This window comes from Corynebacterium sp. TAE3-ERU12 (assembly GCF_019209905.1).
GTDB lineage: Bacteria > Actinomycetota > Actinomycetes > Mycobacteriales > Mycobacteriaceae > Corynebacterium.
Map to the genome: position 1 here is coordinate 1,347,986 of NZ_JAHUTM010000001.1, position 20,371 is coordinate 1,368,356.

Below are 20,371 nucleotides of genomic sequence, written 5' to 3' on the forward strand. Positions count from 1 at the left end.
GTGCACCGTGATGGTGCGCCAGCGGGCGTTTGTCGTGCCTACTTCTGTGGCGGGGTCAACACAGCCAGGCGCAGGGTGGTGCACGCCAACAGCTTGCCGTGCTGGTTGGTGTGCCGGACATCCCACAGCTGGGAGGTGCGGCCCAGGTGAATCGCGGTGGCCTGGGAGGTGATGGTGTCTCCGGGGAAACATGGGCGGATGAAGTCGGTGTTGTTATTGGCGCCGACTACACGGCTTACTGAATCCGGGCCCAGGGCGATATATCCAGCAATGGAACCGGCGGTTTCGCCGAGGAAGGCCAACATGCCGCCATTGACCTGGCCGGCGGGCTGCAGGTGTCGGTAGTCAACCTGGACCGACAGGGTGACGCCCTTGGGTCCGACGGCCCGATAGCGCACGTTGGTGAGGGCTTCCATGCCGAATACTTGAGAAAGGTCACCGTCGATATGTGCGGTCGACTGGCTCAGCATCGTGTTGATCTGGGTGAGCTCATCGTCGGTAAGCTCACGCTGAGCTGCGATATCGCGCAACACAAGGAAATTCATCGATTCATCAATGTCAGAATCCGGCGCCGCGGACCCCTTATTTTCGTCGCTCATGGTTGCCCCTTTCTGCGTTTATGGTTCCCATAACTTATCCTCAAATCCATGACTTCACATCAGTTCGCGCAGATTGGTGTCGTCGGTCTGGCGGTTATGGGTTCAAATATTGCCCGTAACTTCGCCCGCCGCGGCCACACCGTCGCCGTCTACAACCGCTCCGCTGAAAAAACCCAGGCCCTTATGGACCAGCACGGTTCGGAGGGCAACTTCATTGCCTCCGAGTCCATTGAGGATTTTGTTGCCTCCCTGGAGCGTCCCCGCCGCGCCTTGATCATGGTGCAGGCCGGCCCGGCGACCGACGCTGTGATCAACCAGCTTGCCGACGCCATGGAGCCCGGCGACATCATCATCGATGGTGGTAACTCGCTCTACACCGACACCATCCGCCGCGAAGAGGCCATCCGGGCCCGCGGCCTGCACTACGTAGGTGCTGGTATCTCCGGCGGTGAGGAAGGTGCCCTGAACGGCCCGGCGATTATGCCTGGTGGCACCAAGGAGGCCTACGAGTCCCTCGGCCCGCTGCTGGAGAGTGTTTCCGCCCAGGTCGATGGCACCCCGTGCTGTGCCCATATTGGTGCCGATGGTGCGGGCCACTTCGTGAAGATGGTGCACAACGGCATTGAGTACGCCGATATGCAGGTCATCGGCGAGGCCTACCAGCTGCTGCGCGATGCCGCGGGCTACTCCCCGGCCGAGATTGCCGATATCTTCCGCGAGTGGAATACCGGCGATTTGGATTCGTACCTGGTGGAGATCACCGCTGAGGTGCTCTCCCAGGTCGATGCTGAGACCGGCAAGCCGTTGGTGGATGTCATTGTTGATGCCGCTGGTCAGAAGGGCACCGGCCGCTGGACTGTGAAGGCCGCCCTGGATTTGGGTATTCCGGTTACTGGTATCGGTGAGGCCGTGTTCGCCCGCGCCCTGTCTTCTTCCTTGGCGCAGCGCGAGGCCGCCCAGGGCAAGCTGGCTTCTGGTGCGCTTGCCGACGCCCCGGCCGACCGTGCTGAGTTCGTTGAGAAGGTCCGTCGTGCGCTGTATGCCTCGAAGATTGTGGCCTACTCGCAGGGCTTCGATGAGATTAATGCTGGTGCCGCCGAGTACGGCTGGGAGCTGGATCGCGGCTCTATCGCAACTATTTGGCGTGGTGGCTGCATTATTCGTGCCCGCTTCCTGAACCGTATCCGCGAAGCTTATGAGCGCAACCCGCAGTTGCCGGCGCTGATCCTGGATGATTATTTCCGCGAGCAGGTCACCGAGTGCGTGGATGCGTGGCGTGATGTGGTGGTCACCGCCACCCGCCTGGGTATTCCTGCCCCGGTGTTCTCCTCTTCGTTGGCGTATTACGACGGTCTGCGTGCCGAGCGTTTGCCGGCCGCTCTTATTCAGGGCCAGCGTGATTTCTTTGGTGCGCACACCTACCGGCGCACCGATAAGGACGGCTCCTTCCACACGTTGTGGTCGGGCGACCGTTCGGAAGTCCAGTCTTAATCGTGGATTCTTCGCTGCAGCAGCTCGGCGCCCCGGAGGCGATTAACCGGGAGCTCACCCGGATGGGTATTACTACCCCTACTGCCGTGCAGGTTGCGGTGATTCCCGATGGTTTGGCTGGCCGGGACATTATTGCCCGCGCCCCGACCGGCACCGGTAAGACCTTGGCGTTTGCGGTGCCGCTGGTGGCTGCGCTTGCCGACGGCCATAGCGTGCCGGGCCATCCTCGTGCGGTGGTGATTACCCCGACTCGAGAGTTGGCTAATCAGATTGCTCAGGTGCTCAGTGAGTTGGGCCGGGCCTATGGTTTGCGCACCTTATCGCTGATTGGCGGGGAGAAATTGGCCCCGCAGCAGCGTCGGCTGGCGGCCCCTGCGGATATTGTGGTGGTCACCCCTGGCCGCGCTGGTGAGCTGATCCGCACGGGTTTATTGCGTTTCGATAAGACTGTTGTCGCCGTGGTCGATGAGGCCGATGAGCTGGCCGATATGGGTTTCTTGCCGGAGGTCAACCGCATCCTCAATAAGGTGCCCAATACTGCGCAGCTGATGTTGTGCTCGGCGACGTTGGGTGCGGCGGTGGAGCCTTTGTACCAGCGTTTGCAGAACCCGGTTCGCCATGAGGTTGGTGCCGAGGGCGCTGTGGTGAGCCCTGCCGCCGGTGCGCAGCAGCTAGACCGGGTGCAGCATTTCCTGCTGATCGCCAAGGATGAGGCCGCCCGGGATGAGTTGGCCACCTGGTTAGCTGCCCGCCCAGGGCGGACCATTCTTTTTGTGGGCGAGCGGTTCCGGGTCGGCAAGGTGCATCAGGTGCTTGCCGACGCTGGGATCGACGCTGGGTTTATTCATGGCCGCCGTGGCCATACTGCCCGCGCTGAAGCTGTGCGCGGTTTTGCTGCTAGTTCCCCGCCGGTGCTTGTGGCTACTGATGTGGCTGCCCGTGGGCTGGATATTGATGATGTGGAACTGGTGGTGCACGTTGACCCGGCTGCTGATGCTGAGTCGTATGTGCACCGCTCGGGGCGCACGGCACGCGCGGGCCGCCGCGGAATTGTTGCGACTCTTATCACCCGGGATGGTCTCAGTGCCGCCCGCGCAGTACTTGCCGAGGCAGGGGTGAGCGCCCAGGAGCTGGATGCTGATCTGCGTTCCGGCCAGGTGCAAGCAGCTACTGGGGCGCGCCGCCCACCAGGGCGTCCGCGTCGTTCTAGCAGCACTGATACTGGTGCGCCGGAGCGGCGTCGGAAGGCGAAGAAAACACCGCCGAAGAGTCGCCGGGGAATTCCGGTTGATCTTCAGGTTGGTCTTGATGGCAACGAAATTAGGCCTCGGACGAAGACTCGTCGTGATGGCGCAAGCAGGCGGGGTCGCTCCGGTGGTACCCGCCGTCGGTAGTTGAGCGGGTACGCTGACCTACAGTATTTACGCAGGGAGGGGCCGCAAAATCTGCGGCGGGCGTACTACGTGACTAGATAAAGGATGTAATACACACCGAATATGGACATCGTGCTTAATATTGCCGCGATCATTGGCTTCATCGCCTTGACCGCCGGCACCGGCATGTTCGTGGCCTTTGAGTTCGCGCTCACCGGCCTGGAACGTTCCGCCATTGATAATGACGCTCGCAAGCGGGGTGACAGCACCGGTAAGGCTTTGCAGCAGGCACATAACAACCTGTCATTCCATCTTTCTGGTGCGCAGCTCGGTATTACGATCACCACCCTGGTCACTGGCTTTTTGGCTGAACCAGTCCTTGCCGGCTATTTCACGCCGCTGCTGGAATGGCTGAATCTGCCTGATGCCGCAACTCGGCCGGTGTCCCTGATTTTGGCGCTGATTATCGCCACTGGGCTGTCCATGATTTATGGCGAGCTGGTGCCGAAGAATGTTGCTATTACCGAGCCGATGGCGGTGGCCCGCAAGGTCACCCGGCCGGTGACGATTTTCAACTGGATCTTCAAGTGGCTCATCAACATCATGAATGTGCTGGCCAATAAGTTGGTCCGCAAATTTGGTATCGAGCCTGCCGATGAACTGGCCTCGGCGCGCAGCCCCCAGGAACTTGGCGCCTTGGTGCGTAATTCCGCCCAGCATGGCTCCCTGGATGAAGGCAAGGCCCAGATTCTGGACCGCTCGCTGCGTTTTGGTGAGACTTCCGCCGAGGATTTGATGACCCCGCGCTCCACTATTGACTGGTTGCATACCGATGCGACCGTCACTGACTTACTGGAGCTGGCCTTAACCACTGGCCATTCCCGTTTCCCGGTTGCCGATGGTGACCTGGATGCCACCGTCGGTGTGGTGCACGTAAAGGAAGCGTTCACGGTGCCCGGCCCGAAGCGCGGCACCACCTCTGTTGGTGAGCTTGCCCGCGAGGTGCCGGTTTTACCGCAGTCGCTAGATGGTGACGCGGTGCTTAATGCGGTGCGCTCTGCTGGTAGCCAGGTGGTGCTCATTGCTGATGAGTACGGCGGCACTGCGGGCATTGTCTCTATTGAGGACGTGGTCGAGGAGATTCTCGGCGAGGTCTATGACGAGCATGATGACGCTGAGGCCGAGCAGGAAGTGAAGCGCGTGTTGGAAGGTTGGGACTGTTCCGGCCTGGTGCGTATTGATGAACTTCCTGAGTGTGTCGGTTATTTCGCGCCCGAGGGTGATTATGAAACCTTGGGTGGCTTATTGATGAATGCCTTGGGCCGCATTCCCGCCGAGGGAGATGCGGTGCTGCTGCCCCAGACTGACCGAGATGGCATGGATGAGTTTGAGTCCGGCATTCCGGGTCGGTGGACAGCCCGCATTACGGCAATGGATGGTCGCCGCGTCGACCGTGCCTTGCTTATCCCCATGACCGATGAACGCGCCAAGGAGATATTCGGCTGATGAATGACTATTTCGGATTATTCCTGACCGCGTTTTTGCTGTTACTGAACGCGTTCTTCGTTGGCGCGGAGTTCGCTCTTATTGCCGCCCGCCGCGACCGCTTGGAGGCGCTTGCCGCCCAGGGTAAAAAGCGTGCCCGCACTGTTATCCAGGCTTCGGAGAACCTGTCGTTGATGTTGGCTGCCGCGCAGCTGGGCATCACGATCGCTTCGCTGCTGTTGGGTAAGGTCTCTGAGCCGGCGATTGCGCACCTGTTGGAAAAGCCTTTCCATGCCGCGCATCTTCCCGATAACTTGCTGCACCCGGTGAGTTTCGCGATTGCTTTGGGCCTGATTTCGATTCTGCATATTCTGCTCGGCGAGATGGTGCCGAAGAATATTGCGCTGGCCGGCCCGGAAACCACGGCGATGTGGCTGACACCTATCCACGTGGTGTTCTATAAGCTCACCAAGCCTTTGCTGCTGTTCTTCAACTGGGTTGCCCGGCACACCTTGGCGTGGTTTGGCATTGAGCAGAAGGATGAGCTGGATTCTTCGGTGGATTCCTCCGAGCTGGCTTCGATGATTGCTGAGTCGCGCTCAGAAGGCCTGTTGGATGCTGATGAGCATTCGCGGCTCAACCGTGCCTTGTCTTCGGAGTCCCGTTCAATCGCGGAGGTGCTGGTGCCGTTGGAGCAGGTGCGTACTGTGCCGGCCCATCCTCGGGTCGGTGACTTAGAGGAGGCGGTGACCGATACTGGTTTTTCTCGTTTCCCGGTGATTGATGAGGCTGGTTCTTATCAGGGCTATATCCACGTCAAGGATGTGCTGGATCGGGTGATTAATCCGGAGTCGGGCCCGGAGGAGGCTATTCCGGATGAGGAGATCCGCACCCTGATTTCGGTCGATGCTGATGGTTCCATCGATAAGTCGATGCGTATTTTGCGCCGCAAGTCGCAGCATATGGCGTTGGCCACCAAGGACGGCAAGCCGGTGGGCATTGTGACCTTGGAGGACCTCATCGAGGAGCATATTGGTGTCGTGCGGGACTGGACGCACGAGACCGTCGGTCATGCTCAGGTCGATCTTGGCCCGGTGCGGCCGGGGAGGAACCAGACCCGTTAGGGTCACGGTATGTCTTCCGCGTCTGCTACACCGACTGCCGTCGCTGCTTCGCAGTGGCGGCAGTTCGCGGCTGCACATGCCAAGCGTGCTGATGGTTTCACTGCGGCGCACCGTGAGCGTCGTAGTCGCCATGAGCGCCACCCGGTGGAGGATTTCCTCTTCGACTACTACCCCATCCGTCCGGCTCATCTTAGGCGTTGGTGCCCTGGGGCTGGGGTGCAGCTTGCCGACGCTGTCGTCGAGACGCGCGATGGTGTGCGCGTTGATCGTCGCTTAGCGTGGCCGAAATTTTATCGGCTTGCCGACGATGGTTCCGCCACTGTTGATGTGGCTGCTTTTCTTGCTGCCCGTGGCGACACGGTGGCGTATGTGCGCAATCTTTTGCGTAATACCAGCCAGCGCCCTGCCCGCTTTTCCTGCTTTGGGATGCACGAGTGGGCGATGGTCTACCGCGCCGATAAGCCACGCCACCCTGAGCCGTTGCGCCTCGGCCAGGACGGTACTGATGAGGTTGTGGAAAACCACACGATTGCCTGTAGTCATTTTGATGCTTTCCGGTTCTTTACTGAACCGGCGAAGCCGCGCAATGTGTTGCAGCCGACCCGCGAGAGCCAACCTGAGTGTGAGCAGCCGGGATGTCTGCACGCGGGGATGGATTTGTATAAGTGGGCGGCGAAGCTTGGGCCCTTAGTGCCGGGTGAGTTGTGGCTGGATACGTTCGAGTTAGCCCGCGATATCCGTGCGGTCGATATGGCCGCGAGCCCCTACGACCTCTCGGCGTGGGGTGTGCAGCCTATTGCGGTGGAGACCGCTGAGGGTAAGGCTGTCTACGTCGATAAGCAGCGTGAATTCACTGACCGGGGGCAGCCGTTGCGTCGTGCGTTGCTTGCACTTGCCGACGCTGCCCTGGGTGAGTGAGCTGGGCTTGGTTGTTCTGCTCGTCCGGGGCGGATTTGTCGTTACCATTGGTGCAATAGGCGACAGTGCAGTTGCCGCCGGCAGCATAAGGGGTGTGATGTCATGGGCCGCCATTCCACTGGGGAGTCCAATTACCGAATCTCGCGGGGCCTGTTATTCCTCATCGTGGCGCTGATTGTGGTCGCCGCGTTGGTGGTGTCGTGGGTGGTGCTCAATAGGGTCACCGATGAGCGCCGCGCGGTCAATGCCGACTGCACCAAGGGGGATATCAGTATCCGGGTCAGCGCGGACCCTGCTGTTGCTAACCAGGCTCAGCAGTTGGTGGCCGATTATGGCGAATCTAACCCAGTGGCGCATGACTACTGTGTGCGCCCGCAGTTGATGGTCAGCGGCAGCTACCAGGTGGTCGATGCTATTCGGGCCGCCGGTGAAGGTGATGATAATGCGGTGGCTGCGTTGCCGGCGGTGTGGATTCCTGCTGTCGATAGCGCGGTGGATGCTGCTGAGGATCTTGATGTGGTCTCGGTATCCGATATTGATGCCCGGCTCAGCCCCGAGCCGGTGGGGTTGGCTGTGCCCGCCGACCAGCGCGATCAGTACCGCGCGCAGACCTGGGATGAGCTTTCGGCGTTGAATATTGCCGCCCCGGGTGGTGATGACGCGGTGGTGTCGTCACTGGTTGCCGCCCATATTGATGACGGTGAGGCGCAGCAGCTGCGTGATGCGGCGATTGCTCGTGCGGAGCAGAGCGGGGATCTGACTGCCGATACTATTGCTGGCCAGATGGCCAATGGGGATAAGACGTACCAGGCTTTGGCGGCAACGCAGTCAATGACGATGAATGTGGGCCCTGGGGTGGGGTTTATTTCCCCGGAGGGTTCTGCAGCTATTGCAGCACCTGTGGTCGCTTTTGGTTCTGGTGGCCCGATTGATGAGCCCACTGCCCGGGCGGCGAAGTCCTTTACTGACTTCGCGGCACAGCGTCTGGCTGCCGATGACACGACCATCTCCCCTATTGGCCCCACTGGCGCGCAGGCGCTGGCGGTAATGCCGGACTTAGCCCGGTTGCAGACTGACCCGTATGCGGGCAATCAGGACCCTGCGCAGGCCGCTGGCGATGCCCCGGCGGGTTCGACGGTGCTGCTTGTGGATACCTCAACTGAGGTTGATATTGATGCGCTGCGCCCGCAGTTGGTGCCCGTCATTGAGGAGGCCGGTACCGGTGCGGGCCGCCGGGTGGCGCTGTGGAATTTCTCGTCCCCGCAGTCGCCTGGGGTGCAAAGCCCGGTGCGCGCGAATACGTATTTGTCGGGTGCAACGCCGCAGGCTGATGTGGATCAGCTCAATCAGTTGCGCTCGGTGGGTGAGCCGTGGATGTGGCCCTCACTGCGTGAGGCGTTCGGTCACGCTCAGGATGGTTGGTTGCCGGAGACCACGAACCGGGTGGTGCTGGTCAGCTCTGGGCTGGATCTATCCGGTGAGGACCCGAATGCTGCTGTGGACCGGTTGCGCGAGATGATCGGCGAGGATCGTCCGGTGCGTGTCGATATTGTGCTTATCGGCGACGATCGCACCAATGGTGGTCTGCAGTCGGCTGCTGAGGCCACCGGTGGTGTTGTTATTGATGGCCGCCAGGATCTTCCAGCTGCGCTGCGCCAGGCCTTTGGTCTGGGCTAGGGCCCTTTAGCGATAACAACAGCCCCGCGCAGATAAAGCGCGGGGCTGTTGTTGTGCGCGGCTGTGGCCGCGGCGTTGTGTTAGCTGATGCGGCGCTTGCGGCGCTGGGCGAGTTCGTCGACGGGCTGGTCGACTGCGCAGCCGTCGACGCGTTCGGAGGGGAAGCTGGCGATGGAGCCGGCGAGTTCCTTCATGATGCCTGGCACTGCGATGCCGAAGACGCCCTGGCCGCCATTGAGCAAGTCGATGACTTCTTCATTAGAGCGGCACTGGTAGACGGTGCGGCCGTCAGAGACCAGGGTGATGGTGGCGAGGTCCTCGACGCCGAGGTCGCGGAGCTTATCGACGGCCTGGCGGATATTTTGCAGGGAGATGCCGGTGTCGAGCAGGCCGCGGACGATCTTCAATACGAGGATGTCGCGGAAGGAGTACAGGCGCTGTGAGCCGGAGCCGGCGGCATTGCGGATTGATGGTTCGACCAGTCCGGTGCGTGCCCAGTAGTCCAGCTGGCGGTATGTGATGCCGGCGACCTGGAGTGCAATGGGCACGCGGTAGCCCACTTCTTCGTCCGGTCCCATGTCGAAAAGGGACTCCTGGACGCCATCGGGGGTGTGCGCGTCAGCCATTTTTGCTCCCATAAGGTCGGGTCACAACGGTGTAGTTAATACTTCGCCACAGTGGGGTCAGTGTCAACAGGATAACCCGCACACACCCTAAAGTTTCAACCTTTAGTTGAGGTCTAGTTCACCCTAGGAACAAAACCGCTGCTCATCGCGGTAGAGCTAAATACCAACGGGGTTATTTACCGGGGGCACTTCCATCACTATTGTCATCATCTGTCACATCAGTATCGCCAGTTTCAGGCTGCGGGGTGTCCCCGTCGGACGCCAAAAAATCAGCGGCATCAATATCCTCCAGGAAGCGCCGAAACTCATCGACCGACTCCTCCTGCTCCGGCTCCTCCGGGAAACCAGCACCACTGCGCTGCACCAACTCCGTGGGCAAGGACACCGACTCCACAAAATCCTGCGGGGCAATAATGGTCAGCTCCAAAGACTGGGCCAAGGCAATCGCCTCGGAAATCCGCAGACTAATCGGGTGCTCCTGGCCGGTGCTGTCAATGACCACAACATCGGAAATGAACACGCCCTCGACGATGCCGCGCACCTCTACCCGGTCAACACAACCGCCAAAGACCTCCACGATGTCGCCAATGGCGTTAAGCACCGTCGGCCGCGAGGGGCGCAAATAGCCAGCCTCGTGGTCAATCAACGGCAGCGACGGCGGGTAAATCCACACCGGCACGTCCCGCTGACCGGCTTCCCAGTGCAAGATGACCAGTGCGTCGGCCTCTGGCCCCACGAAATTGGCCTCGCGGACAATAAGTTCAACGGGATTGACGATGCTCTCCATCGCGACATACCTCCCCTAGTCGAGGGCCTATGGCCACTGCCGCCTGCGGCGGGGCAGTTAGTGAGTGGTGCGGTTGACTTCGCGCTTTACCAGCACACCGTGCAGCGACACCATCAGTGCTGTCATTTCCCGAGACATCTCCTCGGCCTTCTGTACCGCGTTTTCTTTACGCGACCGGGCCGTCGGGGCCGCCGCACGTGTAATGAGGCCAGCTTCCCGATTAGCGGCATTGAGCACAGACCGCAGGTGGCGTGAATCAATACCGTAATCACGCAACTGCGCCGCAGTGTGGGCAACAACAGCGCTATCGGCGTCGTACTCGCCGAGAGTGTCCGCACGCAGGATGCCGACGCGCTCCAGTTCGACGATGAAGTCCTCATCCACACCGGCTTCAGCAGCCAACTCGGCGCTGCTGAGCCGAACCGGGGCGGCGGGGCGAAACTGCTCGGCACTAACCAACGGGGTGACAGTGGCCAACCCATTGCCAGCACCAGCGGCCTCATCCATGGAGTCCAGCTGCTCACGAATGACCTTCAGCGGCATGTAGTGATCCCGCTGCAGGGTCAGGATATAGCGCAAACGGTCAATATCGGCCGGGGAATACTTGCGGTACCCGGACTTGCTGCGCGCCGGAAACACCAGCTCCTCAGTCTCGAGGAAGCGGATCTTCGACACGGAGATTTCCGGGAAATCCTGCTTGAGCTCTTTGAGCACTGCGCCGATAGTCATCGTCCGGCCAGAACCGGATCGCGCTGCAGCGCCATGTGAGGTCGCCGATTGTGCTGCTGCCACTGGAGTGAGTGTCTTTCTGATATATGCGTCCCTGACAGGGGAAAACTGTCAGGGGAGGCGGAATTGCTAAGGCTAAAACTCGCCCGCTGTGCGATCGCGCACCGGCGGCGAGGCGTTATCGACGTTCGCCCACGCGGTGCGCGTTCGGGGTGTTTTTAACCTAGGCGCTCTCGCCAGCGGTGAGGAAGACCAAGCGGAACTTGCCGATCTGCACCTCATCACCATTGCCGAGCGTTGCCGAGTTCTTCGGCTCCCGGTTGACATAGGTGCCATTGAGGCTTCCGACGTCAACGACCTCGAAGGAGCCGTCCTGCAGACGGAACTCTGCGTGGCGACGGGAGACGGTGACATCATCAAGGAAAATGTCGCTATCAGGGTGGCGACCAGCGGTAGTGACCGACTGGTCCAGCAGGAAGCGCGAACCCGCATTGGGGCCTCGCTTCACCACCAGGAGTGCAGAGCCCTTCGGGAGGCTCTCGACGCCCGAAACGGCCGGCTCCTTGCCCGAACCGCCCTCCATCTCCTTCAGGAGATCGGCGCGGAACACCGAGGTGGTCTCTACCGAGGCCTCAGGCTTGCCGGTGTTATCGCTCATCAGTGGATTCCTCCGCAGTTCGTTTCAGATTTCGACTACAGCTTTAAATCATAGCGCCCAGCGCGGCGCTGGGGTACGCGATAATGACGATATCGGCGCCCCCAACCCCCTATGAAGCCCCCGACAGGCCGCCTTCACCTGCAGCTACCGACCGTTGCCGAAACGCAACAATAAATGCTCGACCGAGGTACAACAGCCCGGTCCACAAGTACAAAACGGTCCCCCACACCATCAATGCATCCGCCCACGGCGAAAACCACGGGGAAAAAGACCAGCCCGCTTCGGCCAACAGGTAGCACGGGATCGCGAACATCAACGCAAAAGTCGCCGCTTTGCCCAGGTAGAGAACTTCCCCGCGGGACCGGTTGCGGTAGACCAACATCGTCGGAGCAAGCACCACATCCCGGCCGATAAGCAGGGCAGCGACCCACCACGGCAAAATCCCGATCATCACAAACACCACCGGGGTGACCATGATGAACAGCCGATCCGCAGCCGGGTCCAAATAATGCCCCAACTTCGACGTCATATTGAAAACGCGGGCGATCTTGCCGTCCAACCAATCGGTGAAGGCCGACAGCATCATCACCGCCAACGCCGCACCATAATCCCCGGGGCCAAGCAACAGCCACACATAGACCGGCACCAACACGATGCGCAGCATAGAAAGCGCATTAGGCAGCGTAATGACCCGTTCTGAGGGCACGTCGGCCTGCTGCTCGGCGATATCCCCCATCCCCGGCGGCACCGCGCGCGCCAGGTGATCCGGCCGAATCCCGAAACGATCCCGCAGTGCCTGGTCACGCTCGTTATAGATGCGGCGAGCACGCGCTACATTGCTCTCCGCGCTACCCGGCTCCCCTGAAAATTCCACCCACGCAACCTTTACCGAAACATATCCGCAATGGAGCCCATGGTCGACCCCCCGGCCAACGGATTGTCATTGACCATATAGGTCCACGTCGACGTTGGCCGCCCCAAACCCTCGGCCTCAAAATCGACGCCCTGGTCGGTCACAGTCACGCTGCGGAAGGTGCGGGCAGCATCGGATACCGCACCGGCAGCCAACCCCTTAAACGCGGCAATAGCGGCGCGGTGAAACTCATCAATCGGGCTTTCTTTCGCCAATGCCCGCAAATGCACCGACTCACGCAGATCATCAAGATCCGCCAAATGCCGCGACCAGCCCTCATCCAGGTAGTGCAACATGATCCGACGAGCAGCCGCCCGAGCGGTGTCCTCGCCAGCTACTTCAGCCATCTGCCGGGCAGCCTCCGGTTCCCTGGCGGACAACTCCTGCCACGCCACATCACCGGTGAGCACCCGTTCGCGGCGCTCATCCAAAATAGCGCGCTGGTCACCGATGAGCTTGTTGTACTTCCAGGTGGTGGCATGAATCGACAGCATCGTCGCCTCAGTCACCCGCTGGGCGCGATCAACATATTCCGCAGCCCGCTTCTCAGTGATCTGCCCGGCCGCGTCGGGCTGCACCACCAGCTCCTCGCCGGCACCGCCCTCACGCACCACATCATCATCAAGGGCCACGAAAAATACCGACGAGCCCGGGTCCCCCTGGCGCCCCGCGCGGCCCCGCAACTGCCCATCAAGACGCGCCGTGCGATGCCGACTCGTACCGATCACACACAACCCACCAAGGCGCACAACCTCATCACGCTGCGACTCATCATGCCCACCAAGGCGAATATCCGTACCGCGACCAGCCATCTGCGTTGATACCGTCACCGCGTTCAGGGCACCGGCATCAGCAATCACACGGGCCTCCACCTCATCATTTTTGGCATTAAGCACCGCCGCATCCACACCACGTGCGCCCAAAGCGTCGGCAAGCTGCTCTGATTCGGCAACATCACCGGTGCCCACCAACACCGGGCGCCCCGTGGCATGCACACTGAGCACCTCATCGACCACCGCGGCGAAAGAATCCTCATGCGTGGCGAAAATACGATCCGGCTCATCGACACGAATACACGGCACATTCGGTTCCACCACAGACACCGTCAGCCCATAAAACTCACGGAACTGATCCCCGGCGGCAGTAGCAGTACCAGTCATGCCGCAGGTCACCGGATAGCGGCCAATGAGCTGCTGAATCGTCAACGTATCAAGCACCCGGCCACCCTCGGTGACCGCAAGCCCCTCCTTGGCCTCCACCGCAGCCTGCAAACCATCCGGCCAGCGCTGCAGATCGGCCACCCGGCCGCGTGAACCATCAACCAGGGCCACCTTGCCATCGCGCACAATATAATCCACATCGCGCACCAACAGCTCCCGCGCATGCAAGGCCACATTGACCTGGGTCAACGTCGTGCCCACATGCTCAGCGTCATACAGGGAGGAAATACCCAACTCGCGCTCAATGCGGGCAGCCCCGGTATCAGTCAAAAACACATTGCGACGGCCCGGATCAACGGTGTAATCCCGGTCCTTGGTGAGGCGACGCACCACATCAGTCACCCGGCCTGTGGGCGAGGTACCCGGTTCCGAACCAGCCAACACCAACGGCACCAAAGCCTCATCAACCAGCGCCGAATCAGCCTCATCAATAATCGCCACCCGCGCTGGGGCCTGCACCCGCTCCTGCGGGCTCAGCGCGCCCCGATCGCGCAGCACATCAAAACCCAACTCATTAACCGCAACGAACACCACATCACTGGCATAAGCCTGCCGACGAGCATCGGCATCAGCGGTTTCTTCAATAGCCGCCGACGTCAAACCAATAAACGAGAAAATCGGGCCCATCCAGCGCGCGTCCCGGGCCGCCAAATAAGAATTCACCGTGATGCAATGCACCCGGTCCCCACGCAAAGCGAAACCAGCCGCAGCCAGCGCACCGGACAGGGTCTTGCCCTCACCAGTGGCCATCTGCACCACATCGCCCTCCAGCAGGCGCAAAGCCCCCTGCAGCTGCACATCAAATGGGCGCAACCCGATGGTGCGCTGCGAAATCTCCCGCAGACACGCCAATAACTGCGGGGCATCGTCCTTATCAGCACGGGCCCGCGCGGCGAGGTCAGCGTCGGAAAGCTCAGCAAGCTCTGGGGCAAGCGCAGCAGCCTGAGCAACCAAAGAAACACTGCGTTTCTGGTCGCGTCCTTGGGACCCGCCCAGTGCTTTCCAGAACCAGCTCATTCCCGCCATCGGGGTGTCCTCCATGGGTTACGCGGCCGCCGGGAAACCACCGGCGAGGTTAGGCCCCCACCCTAACGCACCCACGCCCCCACAATCCGGCACATCTGGCAGTGTAAAAACCACAACCCTTCAGAGAGGACACTCATGACCAAGCACGAATTCATCCCCACTGCGGACCTAGTCGACGATATCGGCCCCGAGGTGCGTTCCTGCGACCTGCAAATGCGCAATATCGGTGGCCGCAAGCAATTCCACGGCACCATCACCACCATCAAATGCTTCCAGGACAACGCTCTGCTGAAGTCCATCCTCAGTGAAGACAACCCCGGCGGGGTGCTGGTCATTGATGGTGACGCCTCGGTGCACACCGCACTAGTCGGCGACATCATCGCAGCCCTGGGACGAGACCACGGCTGGGCCGGGATTATCGTCAACGGTGCGGTACGCGACTCCGCAGTCATCGCCGAGATGGACTTTGGGTGCAAGGCGCTGGGCACCAACCCACGCAAGTCCACCAAGACCGGCGCAGGTGAGCGCGATATTGTGGTCAGCTTCGGCGGCATCGACTTCGTGCCCGGCGAGCACCTGTGGTCTGACGAAGACGGCATTGTCGTGCAGTAGCGAGCACCAGGCGGCGGGGCGACTCGTGCGGGGCGACTCGTGCGGGGCGCCCCGGCCTCACAGGCATGAAAAAATCCCACCCGGAAAGGGTGGGATTTCTTGTCGGACTGACAGGATTTGAACCTGCGACCCCCTCACCCCCAGTGAGGTGCGCTACCAAGCTGCGCCACAGTCCGGCTGTCGCCGAAGCAACTCGTACAGGCTACAACATAGCCCTAAGCTCCGGCGAATCGCCTGGTCACTCCAGGTACATCCGCACCGGCTGGTCGGTGCTAGCCGTCGTTCCCGACGGCGGATCAATGGTTGCGACGGTGCCGGTCACCGCAATCAACGAGTTGACCTCTTCACCATTGGCATCAAAGACGGTGATGTCATTGAAGCCGAGACGACGTAGGTTCAATTCCACCTCAGCCGGGGACTTACCCGCGGCATCGGGGATGACCTGTTCACTGACCTCACCACCGGGCAGGCCGGGGATCTCCGGCGGGTTTTCCCGCATCGATTCGATCTCATCACGCAAGGAATCGATCTCGTCGTTCAGGCTGCTCTCGGGTTCAGTGGTTTCCGGCTCGACGGAGGTCGTCGTCGGGCTGGTCGTCGCTGCCGGCGGCGGATTGTCATCATTATTGAAGACGAATAGCAACGCCGCCACCACCACAATCAGCAGCACAATGGCACCAATGGCGATCGGCCACGCCGAGCTGTTGGAGTCCTGCGGCTGCGGGATGGTGCGGCCTTGGCCTCCCTGCACGGGGTTCGGGCGCGGGGTGCGCGACGAACCAGCATAACCGCCGCCCTGGTATCCCCTGCCGGCATATTCGGCATCGGCGTAGCCGCGTTCCTCCGGGGTCAGCGGGGCCCAATACTGCCCCGTGGCGTCACGGGGGCCTTCCGGGTCGGCACCGGGCGCCGGGGCCTGGCGGGTTTCGCTCCACGCCGTGGCCGGCGGCTCATTATTCGCAGCGTCGGGGCGCCCAAAGAATTGGGTGGGCGCGTCATCGCCAGCATTGGATCCGGTAGCAGAATCAGCGCCCGGGCCAGCACCATTGCTGTTCTCACGCGGAATGTACTCGGTGGGGTTGTCCTCACCGTAGGGGTCCCGGTTATCGCGATTATCAGTCATGGCCCTGTCCTTCTTCCTCGATGTGATCGACGGAATCGTCGGAATCTCTAGCTATAGGTTAAACGCCCAACCCTACCGAAAGGTGCCCAGCCGCAGTCGCCGCTAGCATCAGCGCACCTAGCGGCGCTGGCGCTTTTCGCGCACCCGGACCGCAATCCGCACGGGCGAGCCCTCAAAACCGAAGTCCTCACGCAGCTTGCGTTCCAGGAAGCGACGGTAACCGTGCTCTAGGAAGTGGGTGGTGAATAGCACGAACACCGGCGGCCGGGTCGAAGCCTGAGTGGCGAAAAGAACCCGCGGCAGGCGGCCACCACGCATTGGCGGCGGGGTCTGCTGCAGCACTCCGCGTAGCCACGTGTTCAGCTTCGAGGTGGAGATACGCTTTTCCCAGTTGTCCAGCGCGTCAAGCATGGCCGGCTCGAGGCGTTGCAGGGCCCGGCCGGTCTTAGCGGAGATATTGACTCGCCGCGCCCACGGCACATGCGCCAACTGCAGGTCGATCTCGCGTTCAAGCAGGTCACGACGGTCTTCGTCCATCTTGTCCCACTTATTAAACGCCAGCACCAGGGCCCGCCCGGAGTCAAGAATCATGCGCAGCACGCGCTGGTCTTGTTCGGTGATTGGCTCAGAGGAGTCGATGAGGAAAATGCACACCTCGGCGGAGTCAATGGCCGCCCGGGTACGCAGCGATGCGTAGTACTCGTGGCCTTGGGCCTGCCGCACCTTCTTGCGCAGCCCGGCGGTATCGACGAACCGCCATACCGTCTCATCAAGCTGCACCAGCGTGTCAACGGGGTCAACAGTAGTGCCGGCGACGTCGGAGACCACGGCCCGGTCTTCGCCGGAGATCTTGTTCATCAGGGAGGACTTGCCGACATTGGGCTTGCCGACGAGGGCGACCCGGCGCGGCCCGGATGGCAGCGCGGCGGCACGCGGCTGCTCCGGGAAGCGTCGGAGCACCTCGTCCATAACATCGGCGTTACCGCGGCCGTGCAGGGCGGAAACCGGGTAGGGGTAGTCCAGGCCCAAGCTCCAGAATTCGGCCACATCACCCAGCTGGCCATCGGTTTCGAACTTATTGGCCACCAGAATGACTGGCTGTTCGGCGCGCTGCAGTTTACGCGCCATGACCTCATCAGTGGAGGTCACGCCGACGGTGGTGTCCACCACCATGATGATCACATCGGCGGTGGCCATAGCGACCTCGGCCTGGCGGGCGATGGCGGCGTGCATACCTTTAGCGTCGGGGTCCCAGCCGCCGGTGTCTTGCACCCAGAACCGCTCCCCGCCCCAGTCAGCGAGGTAGCTGATCCGGTCGCGGGTGACGCCGGGGAAGTCTTCCACAACAGCCTCGCGACGGCCGATGAAGCGGTTGACCATCGTGGACTTGCCGACATTGGGTCGGCCCACAATGGCCACTGTCGGCAGCGGTTCGTCCTCGTCGACCTCACCGGAGAGTGCGGCGAAGGCCTCTTCGAGTTCGTCCCAATCAACATCGTCGCCGAGTTCTCCGGCTTCTGCGCGGGCGATGGCGTCGGCGATGATTTCTTCGTGGTCCGCCAGTGCCCGGTCGATGGCGGCGTCGGCATCGCCATGTGCGCTGCCTGCCGACGGCGGGGGCAGCTCGCCGCCCTCGTTGGCCTTGGGGGCGGCAGTGCCGTAGGTCTGCTCGACGAGGCCGAGGATGGTGTCGATAACAGTGTCGACATCGATCTCGGAGGTATCCAGCAGGCGGGCGTCATCGGCGGGGCGCAGCGGGGAGGTCTGACGGGTGGAGTCCAGCTCATCGCGGCGATTGACCGCGGCCAGGATGGTGTCGTAGTCAGCCTCGCGGCCAGCGGCGATGTCCTGGTCGTAGCGTCGGCGGGCGCGGACCTCAGCGGTGGCGGTCATGAAGATTTTCAGCGGGCAGTCCGGCAACACCACAGTGCCGATATCGCGGCCTTCCACCACGCAACGGCCTGCTTGTGTGGCGAGTTCGCGCTGCAGGGCGACGAGGTTTTCACGCACCTCGGCAATAGCGGCAACAGCCGATACCGCGCTGGTGACAGCTTCGCTGCGGATCTCTGAGGACACGTCCCGGCCGTCGAGGATGACCTCAGTCGAACGGGGGTCCTCGGTGACTTCCATGGGCAGTTCCGCAGTGGCGTCAATAACGGCCTGGGTGTCGCTGGGATCGATACCCTGGCGCTGCACCCATAGGGTGGCCACGCGGTACATGGCGCCGGTGTCGAGGTAGTTCATCCCGAGGCGTTCGGCGACGGCGCGGGACACGGTGGATTTACCGGTGCCGGACGGTCCGTCGATTGCAACAAGTAGCTGCGCGGTGGCGTCAGACATGGATTTCTCCTGGTCGTGGTTCTGGGTGGTCATTACAGGCCCACCGCCTTGTACAAGCTGGCGATCTCGGCGCGGTTCAAAGCGCGCAAGGTGCCGGGGTTTTGTTCACCCAGTTGGACGGTGTGCAGCTTGGTGCGAACCAGGCGCTGCACGGGGTAGCCGGCTTCTTTCAGCATCCGGCGCACAATGTGCTTGCGCCCTTCGTGCAGTTCCACACGCACAATGGCGCGGCCCTGCCAGGCGTCCACGACCTGTACGAAATCAGCTTTGGCGGGGCCGTCGTCAAGCTCAATGCCGTCGGTGAGTGTCTTCACCAGCGCGCGGTCGGCCTCACCGATCACGGTGGCCAGGTAGGTTTTGGTGACGTTATAGCGCGGGTGCATCAGCCGGTTGGCGAGCTCACCATCATTGGTCAGCAGCAGCAGGCCCTCAGTATTGGCATCGAGCCGGCCGACGTGGAAAAGGCGCTGCCCGGCAGCTACTTTCTCACTGACCAGGTCGCCGACACAGGGGCGGCCCTGATCGTCGTGCATGGTCGAATGCATACCAAGCGGCTTATTCAGCACGAAGTACTGCAATTCATTATCGGCAATGACCCGCGAACCATCGACGCGGATCACCGCGGTGGCCGGGTCGACGCGCACACCCTGGCGGGTGATGATTTTGCCGTCGACCTCAACGCGGCCGTCTTCGATGAGTTTTTCGGCCATGCGCCGCGATGCCACGCCAGCCTGGGCGAGCACCTTCTGCAGGCGCACCTTATTCTCTTCCGACGACGCCTCATTCTTATTGCGGACGTGCTGGTGTCGGGCTGGTCGGGCCTGGGACACGAAATGTCCGGAGGCGCCTTCGTTGGTGGCGCGGCTCTTGCCGCGGTTGTGGTCCGGTGTGCCGTCTCGGCGAGCGGGAGTCACGTGTACACGTCCTTAAAAATTGAGTAACCCCGGGCCGATTCGGCGTCGGGGTCGGTAAAAAACAGTGTGCCTACACAGGCACATTCGCTAACTAGTCTAGGTCCCAACGGCCGTTTTTGCCTAGTCCTATGGTGGCGACAACTATGGCTCGTCGATGAGGTCAACGTCGGGAAGCAATGGCGCCAAGTCAGGCAGGGCCTCCAGGGAGTCAATACCCAACTGTTCCAGCAGCAGCTCGGTGGTGATGTAGAGGTGCGCGCCAGTTGCAGGCTCCTCCCCCGCCTCAGCAACCAGGCCACGGGCAAGCAAGGTGCGCATCACCCCGTCACAATTGACCCCACGCACCGCCGAAACCTGGGCGCGGGTCACTGGCTGGCGGTAGGCAACCACAGCCAAGGTTTCCAGCGCGGCCCGGGAAAGTTTCGTATGCGTCCCATCAAGCAGGAATCGCTCCACCGCGTCGGCATGCTCCGGCTGGGTATAAAGGCGCCACCCATCACTGAGTTCGCGCAGGTCAAAACCAGAACCACGGGCAGTGAACTCGGCACGAATCTCGTGCAACACAGTGCGCACCGCCTCCGGGTCGGTCTCCAAGGCGCGGGCGATATCCATCGGAGTGACCGGGGCATCAACAACCAATAAGATCGCCTCCACCCCGGCACGCAACGCAGATACCGTCGGCAAGCCAGCCGCAGAGGTGCTTGCCGACGTGGTGGGCGTGGGCTGCGAAGAGGATTCGGGCGTGGTCATAGCTGC

At 61.7% G+C, this 20,371-nt stretch carries 18 protein-coding genes and 1 tRNA gene; 7 read left to right on the top strand and 12 right to left on the bottom strand.

Annotated elements, in window-relative coordinates:
- Positions 1 to 38: 38 nt before the first annotated feature.
- Entirely contained in the window at positions 39 to 599 is a 561-nt protein-coding gene (locus KRX51_RS06155) for a PaaI family thioesterase (RefSeq protein ID WP_255549387.1), read from the bottom strand.
- 48 nt (positions 600 to 647) lie between these two features.
- Here KRX51_RS06155 and gndA point away from each other — a divergent pair, with 48 nt between their 5' ends.
- The 6 genes from gndA (at position 648) to KRX51_RS06185 (ending at position 8,667) form a co-directional block, all read left to right on the top strand.
- Positions 648 to 2,090 (top strand): NADP-dependent phosphogluconate dehydrogenase, encoded by a 1,443-nt coding sequence (gene gndA, locus KRX51_RS06160; RefSeq protein ID WP_218362150.1) that lies wholly within the window; start codon positions 648 to 650, stop codon positions 2,088 to 2,090.
- Positions 2,091 to 2,092: 2 nt separating this feature from the next.
- On the top strand, positions 2,093 to 3,484 hold the full coding sequence (locus KRX51_RS06165; protein WP_218362151.1) for a DEAD/DEAH box helicase: 1,392 nt from the start codon (positions 2,093 to 2,095) through the stop codon (positions 3,482 to 3,484).
- 102 nt (positions 3,485 to 3,586) lie between these two features.
- Positions 3,587 to 4,969, top strand: a complete 1,383-nt coding sequence (locus tag KRX51_RS06170; RefSeq protein ID WP_218362152.1) for a hemolysin family protein — start codon at positions 3,587 to 3,589, stop codon at positions 4,967 to 4,969.
- The gene (locus tag KRX51_RS06175; RefSeq protein ID WP_218362154.1) at positions 4,969 to 6,072 is read left to right on the top strand and encodes a hemolysin family protein; all 1,104 of its coding nucleotides are present in this window, start codon (positions 4,969 to 4,971) and stop codon (positions 6,070 to 6,072) included. The genes KRX51_RS06170 and KRX51_RS06175 overlap by 1 nt, the downstream gene beginning before the upstream one ends.
- A gap of 9 nt (positions 6,073 to 6,081) precedes the next feature.
- The gene (locus KRX51_RS06180) at positions 6,082 to 6,990 is read left to right on the top strand and encodes a 3-methyladenine DNA glycosylase (protein WP_218362156.1); all 909 of its coding nucleotides are present in this window, start codon (positions 6,082 to 6,084) and stop codon (positions 6,988 to 6,990) included.
- A 102-nt stretch (positions 6,991 to 7,092) separates the two neighbouring features.
- A complete protein-coding gene (locus tag KRX51_RS06185) occupies positions 7,093 to 8,667 on the top strand; it encodes a hypothetical protein (RefSeq protein WP_218362157.1) in 1,575 nt (524 codons plus the stop codon).
- A gap of 80 nt (positions 8,668 to 8,747) precedes the next feature.
- On the opposite strand, the gene KRX51_RS06190 is transcribed toward KRX51_RS06185, so the two are convergent.
- From KRX51_RS06190 to secA2, 6 genes are all read right to left on the bottom strand, one after another.
- The gene (locus KRX51_RS06190; RefSeq protein ID WP_218362158.1) at positions 8,748 to 9,293 is read right to left on the bottom strand and encodes a MerR family transcriptional regulator; all 546 of its coding nucleotides are present in this window, start codon (positions 9,291 to 9,293) and stop codon (positions 8,748 to 8,750) included.
- Positions 9,294 to 9,465: 172 nt separating this feature from the next.
- The gene (locus tag KRX51_RS06195; RefSeq protein ID WP_218362159.1) at positions 9,466 to 10,080 is read right to left on the bottom strand and encodes a bifunctional nuclease domain-containing protein; all 615 of its coding nucleotides are present in this window, start codon (positions 10,078 to 10,080) and stop codon (positions 9,466 to 9,468) included.
- A 57-nt stretch (positions 10,081 to 10,137) separates the two neighbouring features.
- Entirely contained in the window at positions 10,138 to 10,872 is a 735-nt protein-coding gene (locus tag KRX51_RS06200; RefSeq protein WP_370625037.1) for a MerR family transcriptional regulator, read from the bottom strand.
- Between the two features lie 160 nt (positions 10,873 to 11,032).
- Positions 11,033 to 11,467 (bottom strand): oxoglutarate dehydrogenase inhibitor Odhl, encoded by a 435-nt coding sequence (gene odhI / locus KRX51_RS06205; RefSeq protein ID WP_218362160.1) that lies wholly within the window; start codon positions 11,465 to 11,467, stop codon positions 11,033 to 11,035.
- Positions 11,468 to 11,576: 109 nt separating this feature from the next.
- Positions 11,577 to 12,341, bottom strand: coding sequence for a CDP-alcohol phosphatidyltransferase family protein (locus tag KRX51_RS06210; protein ID WP_370625038.1), 765 nt, complete (start codon positions 12,339 to 12,341; stop codon positions 11,577 to 11,579).
- Positions 12,342 to 12,352: 11 nt separating this feature from the next.
- Positions 12,353 to 14,626: an accessory Sec system translocase SecA2 gene (gene secA2, locus KRX51_RS06215; RefSeq protein WP_218362307.1), complete on the bottom strand. Its 2,274-nt coding sequence runs from the start codon at positions 14,624 to 14,626 to the stop codon at positions 12,353 to 12,355.
- Between the two features lie 135 nt (positions 14,627 to 14,761).
- Here secA2 and rraA point away from each other — a divergent pair, with 135 nt between their 5' ends.
- Positions 14,762 to 15,238 carry a ribonuclease E activity regulator RraA gene (gene rraA / locus KRX51_RS06220; protein WP_218362161.1) on the top strand — a complete coding sequence of 159 codons (477 nt, stop codon included), beginning with the start codon at positions 14,762 to 14,764 and terminating at the stop codon, positions 15,236 to 15,238.
- 102 nt (positions 15,239 to 15,340) lie between these two features.
- Here rraA and KRX51_RS06225 read toward each other — a convergent pair.
- The 5 genes from KRX51_RS06225 to scpB all read right to left on the bottom strand — a co-directional run bounded on the left by KRX51_RS06225 (position 15,341) and on the right by scpB (position 20,365).
- Positions 15,341 to 15,414, bottom strand: a tRNA-Pro gene (locus KRX51_RS06225).
- A 62-nt stretch (positions 15,415 to 15,476) separates the two neighbouring features.
- Positions 15,477 to 16,361 (bottom strand): PASTA domain-containing protein, encoded by an 885-nt coding sequence (locus KRX51_RS06230; RefSeq protein ID WP_218362162.1) that lies wholly within the window; start codon positions 16,359 to 16,361, stop codon positions 15,477 to 15,479.
- 117 nt (positions 16,362 to 16,478) lie between these two features.
- The gene (gene der, locus KRX51_RS06235) at positions 16,479 to 18,734 is read right to left on the bottom strand and encodes a bifunctional cytidylate kinase/GTPase Der (RefSeq protein WP_255549388.1); all 2,256 of its coding nucleotides are present in this window, start codon (positions 18,732 to 18,734) and stop codon (positions 16,479 to 16,481) included.
- The gene (locus tag KRX51_RS06240; protein ID WP_370625054.1) at positions 18,734 to 19,531 is read right to left on the bottom strand and encodes a pseudouridine synthase; all 798 of its coding nucleotides are present in this window, start codon (positions 19,529 to 19,531) and stop codon (positions 18,734 to 18,736) included. The genes der and KRX51_RS06240 overlap by 1 nt, the downstream gene beginning before the upstream one ends.
- A 225-nt stretch (positions 19,532 to 19,756) precedes the next feature.
- Positions 19,757 to 20,365, bottom strand: coding sequence for an SMC-Scp complex subunit ScpB (gene scpB, locus KRX51_RS06245; protein WP_218362164.1), 609 nt, complete (start codon positions 20,363 to 20,365; stop codon positions 19,757 to 19,759).
- Positions 20,366 to 20,371 lie beyond the last annotated feature (6 nt).

Bases quoted from the DNA above. Each gene is read 5' to 3' on its own strand.
- KRX51_RS06155 (WP_255549387.1), bottom strand. From the start codon at position 599: ATGAGCGACGAAAATAAGGGGTCCGCGGCGCCGGATTCTGACATTGAT.
- gndA (WP_218362150.1), top strand. From the start codon at position 648: ATGACTTCACATCAGTTCGCGCAGATTGGTGTCGTCGGTCTGGCGGTT.
- KRX51_RS06170 (WP_218362152.1), top strand. From the start codon at position 3,587: ATGGACATCGTGCTTAATATTGCCGCGATCATTGGCTTCATCGCCTTG.
- KRX51_RS06175 (WP_218362154.1), top strand. From the start codon at position 4,969: ATGAATGACTATTTCGGATTATTCCTGACCGCGTTTTTGCTGTTACTG.
- KRX51_RS06180 (WP_218362156.1), top strand. From the start codon at position 6,082: ATGTCTTCCGCGTCTGCTACACCGACTGCCGTCGCTGCTTCGCAGTGG.
- KRX51_RS06185 (WP_218362157.1), top strand. From the start codon at position 7,093: ATGGGCCGCCATTCCACTGGGGAGTCCAATTACCGAATCTCGCGGGGC.
- KRX51_RS06190 (WP_218362158.1), bottom strand. From the start codon at position 9,293: ATGGCTGACGCGCACACCCCCGATGGCGTCCAGGAGTCCCTTTTCGAC.
- KRX51_RS06195 (WP_218362159.1), bottom strand. From the start codon at position 10,080: ATGGAGAGCATCGTCAATCCCGTTGAACTTATTGTCCGCGAGGCCAAT.
- odhI (WP_218362160.1), bottom strand. From the start codon at position 11,467: ATGAGCGATAACACCGGCAAGCCTGAGGCCTCGGTAGAGACCACCTCG.
- secA2 (WP_218362307.1), bottom strand. From the start codon at position 14,626: ATGGCGGGAATGAGCTGGTTCTGGAAAGCACTGGGCGGGTCCCAAGGA.
- rraA (WP_218362161.1), top strand. From the start codon at position 14,762: ATGACCAAGCACGAATTCATCCCCACTGCGGACCTAGTCGACGATATC.
- KRX51_RS06230 (WP_218362162.1), bottom strand. From the start codon at position 16,361: ATGACTGATAATCGCGATAACCGGGACCCCTACGGTGAGGACAACCCC.
- der (WP_255549388.1), bottom strand. From the start codon at position 18,734: ATGACCACCCAGAACCACGACCAGGAGAAATCCATGTCTGACGCCACC.
- scpB (WP_218362164.1), bottom strand. From the start codon at position 20,365: ATGACCACGCCCGAATCCTCTTCGCAGCCCACGCCCACCACGTCGGCA.